The 2,791-nt window shown below is 65.0% G+C and carries 4 protein-coding genes; 3 read left to right on the forward strand and 1 reads right to left on the reverse strand.

Going from position 1 to position 2,791, the window contains the following annotated elements:
• The coding region (gene fliF / locus ABYW26_RS12875; RefSeq protein WP_372605309.1) for a flagellar basal-body MS-ring/collar protein FliF at positions 1 to 1,130 on the reverse strand (1,130 nt) is incomplete at its 3' end.
• 126 nt (positions 1,131 to 1,256) lie between these two features.
• On the opposite strand from fliF, the gene fliL reads away from it, so the two are divergent.
• Genes fliL through ABYW26_RS12890 form a run of 3 tightly spaced genes read left to right on the forward strand, consistent with a single transcriptional unit; the run spans position 1,257 to position 2,745 of the window.
• Positions 1,257 to 1,751 carry a flagellar basal body-associated protein FliL gene (gene fliL, locus ABYW26_RS12880; RefSeq protein WP_372605310.1) on the forward strand — a complete coding sequence of 165 codons (495 nt, stop codon included), beginning with the start codon at positions 1,257 to 1,259 and terminating at the stop codon, positions 1,749 to 1,751.
• Positions 1,752 to 1,762: 11 nt separating this feature from the next.
• Positions 1,763 to 2,158 (forward strand): DUF6468 domain-containing protein, encoded by a 396-nt coding sequence (locus ABYW26_RS12885; RefSeq protein WP_372605311.1) that lies wholly within the window; start codon positions 1,763 to 1,765, stop codon positions 2,156 to 2,158.
• Positions 2,155 to 2,745, forward strand: coding sequence for a MotE family protein (locus ABYW26_RS12890; RefSeq protein WP_372605312.1), 591 nt, complete (start codon positions 2,155 to 2,157; stop codon positions 2,743 to 2,745). Before ABYW26_RS12885 ends, ABYW26_RS12890 begins: the two co-directional genes overlap by 4 nt.
• Positions 2,746 to 2,791 lie beyond the last annotated feature (46 nt).

Here is a 2,791-nt window from a genome sequence, read left to right on the forward strand (position 1 = left end):
GAGGCCACAAGGTCTTGCAGCGCGCCAAGTTCGTCCTGCGGCAGCGGCTGCCAGACCTCGGCGCCTGAATCGTCGATCACCCGCTGCCCGTCAATCAGCACTGCCACCGAAATCCGCCGGATCGCGCCCGGCACCCGCAGCAATTCGCGTTGGGTTTCCGAGACCTCGAAATTCACCCGCTCGCGGGTTTCGCTGTTCGAGGACGAGGCGCTGCTGCCTAGGGCGCCATCGCCGTTGGGCAGGTTGCTGGTGACCGTCACCGCGCCGCTGCCCTGATCGGACGAGGCCGTGCTGCGTTCTTCGGTATCGGTGGAAATTGCGACGCGACCCTCGGGGTCGAAGGTGCGTTCGACGATGGATTCGCGTTCGGTCACGGTATCGACGCTGACCTCGACCACCGCGCGGCCCGGCCCCATGCGGGCGGCCAGCAAATGTTCGACATTCTGCTTCAATTGCTCCGCACGGTCACCCGAGGCCGCCGCCAGATGCGTGTCATCCCCCGCGACGATCAGGCCGATTTCGCTGTCGATCACCGCGACATCCTCGGGCGACATGCGCGCGACGGACGAGGCAACCAGATAGCGCAGCGCCTTGGCCTGTGTCGCGGACAGAGGCTCGCCTGACGAGGTGACCGTGACCGCCGCCGTCGGCTTGGCGTCGCGCCGAAACGGCCCGCCGGTGGCGCTGGCGATATGCACCCGCGCGGCGCGGACGCCGGGGGCGGCCAGAATGGTGCGCGCCAGTTCGCCCTCTTTCGCGCGCCAATAGGCGGCATCGAACATTTGCGACGTGGTGCCAAAGCCAGACAGGTTGTCCAGCAACTCATAACCCGCGCCGCCATTCGCGGGCAGGCCTTCGCTGGCCAGGGTCATCCGCAACATGTCGCGCTGGCTGGCGTCGACAAAGATCGCCCCGCCCCGCACGTCATAGGTGACGCCGCGCTGTTCCAACGATGCGACAACCTCGCCCGCGGTTGCGCTTTCCAGCCCGGAATACAGCAGCACCATCTGCGGCGTCGCCGCGAGCCGGGACAAGGCCAGCACCGCCGCGAACATGGCGACGGTCGCCAGCGCCACGATGATCCGCCGGCGGGAATCCAGACCCGCCCAGACAGCCGTAATTTGTTGCAAGACGAAACTCCTGTTCAGGCGGGCTTCTGCCCGGTTCGTTTCGTCACCTTTGTCTGAAGGGTCTTAACATTCGGTTAGCCCTTGTCGGCCTATACCGAGGAAACGGAAAAACGATGGACAGGGGCAATGGCCGAGCCTGAGACACAAACGGAACCGGTGGTGAAAAAGCGATCAAAGCGGCCGCTTTTGATCGGGGTAATTCTGGCGCTCCTCGCCGGGGGCGGCGGGTTTTATGCGATGTATTCCGGGATGTTAGACAGTTTTGGACATGGGGAAAGCCCGCGCGCACAAACCGACCATGCCGCGCCCAGCCAAAGCCGTGATATCGCGTTTGTGCCGATTGATCCGCTGATCATTTCGCTGGGGCCCGGTGCCGCGAATCGGCATCTGCGGTTCTCGGCCCAGCTTGAGGTGAATGCCGCCTATGAACATGACGTGGCGCTGCTTTTGCCGCGGGTGATGGACGTTCTGAACGGCTATTTGCGGGCGGTTGCGATGTCCGATCTGGAAGATCCCACCGCGCTGTTGCGCCTGCGCGCGCAAATGCTGCGGCGGATCCAACTGGTCACCGGCGAAGGCCGGGTGCGCGACCTGTTGATCACCGAATTCGTGCTGAGTTGATGGAGGGTGCCGTGACTATGATCGCCGATATTCTTCTGTCCGCCGGGGCGCTGGGCGCCGCGATCTATTGCATGATCCTGTCCCGGCGCCTGAGGCGGTTCAACGACCTTGAAACCGGCATGGGCGGCGCGATTGCGGTGCTGTCGGCACAGGTCGACGACATGACCCGCGCGTTGGAGGGCGCCCGCAGCACGGCGCGCACGTCTTCGGCGACGCTGGGCGATCTGACCGACCGGGCCGAAGGCGTGGCACAGCGGTTAGAGCTGTTGGTGGCCTCGTTGCACGACATGCCCGCGCAACCCACCCGACCCGATCGCCCGGCACAGGTTGCGGCGTTCGTGCGGTCCCCCCATCGCGACAAACCGCCTCCGCTGGTGCTGCGCAACCGGACAGAGGCCGCAGAATGACCCGCCCGACCCGCAACAGGATTGCGGCACGCGGTGCGCTGTTCGTGCTGGCGGCGCTGTTGGCGGCGTCTGGTCTTATCCGGTTGGGGCAGGGCCCGGCACAGGCAGTGGCGCGGGAATTCAGCCATCTTGAAATGCCCGAACCCGCCGCCCAGCCGTCCTGTGCGCCGACGGACGATTCTGCCCTTGGGGCGATCCTGTCGAAATTGCAGGACCGCGAACGCGCGGTCGCCGAAACCGAACAGCGGCAAAAGCACGACGCGCAAACCCTGGCCGTGGCCCGCGAGGAAATCCAGGACCAACTGCACGCCCTTGCCGAGGCCGAGGAAAGCCTGCGCAGCACATTGGCGCTGGCCGAAACCGCTGCCGAAGATGACCTGAGCCGCCTGACCACGGTCTATGAAAACATGAAGCCGAAAGACGCCGCCGCGCTGTTCGAACAGATGGCACCCGAATTCGCCGCCGGGTTTTTTGGTCGAATGCGCCCCGATACCGCGGCGCAGATCATGGCGGCGCTGTCGCCCGCGTCGGCCTATTCGATCAGCGTCATTCTGGCGGGCAGAAACGCAGGCGTCCCCAGCCAATAATTTATTAACGCACAGCTGCGACAGTCAGGCACCGGACGCAGCTTTA

The organism is Actibacterium sp. (genome assembly GCF_041584535.1).
Taxonomy (GTDB): Bacteria; Pseudomonadota; Alphaproteobacteria; order Rhodobacterales; family Rhodobacteraceae; genus Actibacterium_D.

Bases quoted from the DNA above. Each gene is read 5' to 3' on its own strand.
- fliL (WP_372605310.1), top strand. From the start codon at position 1,257: ATGGCCGAGCCTGAGACACAAACGGAACCGGTGGTGAAAAAGCGATCA.
- ABYW26_RS12890 (WP_372605312.1), top strand. From the start codon at position 2,155: ATGACCCGCCCGACCCGCAACAGGATTGCGGCACGCGGTGCGCTGTTC.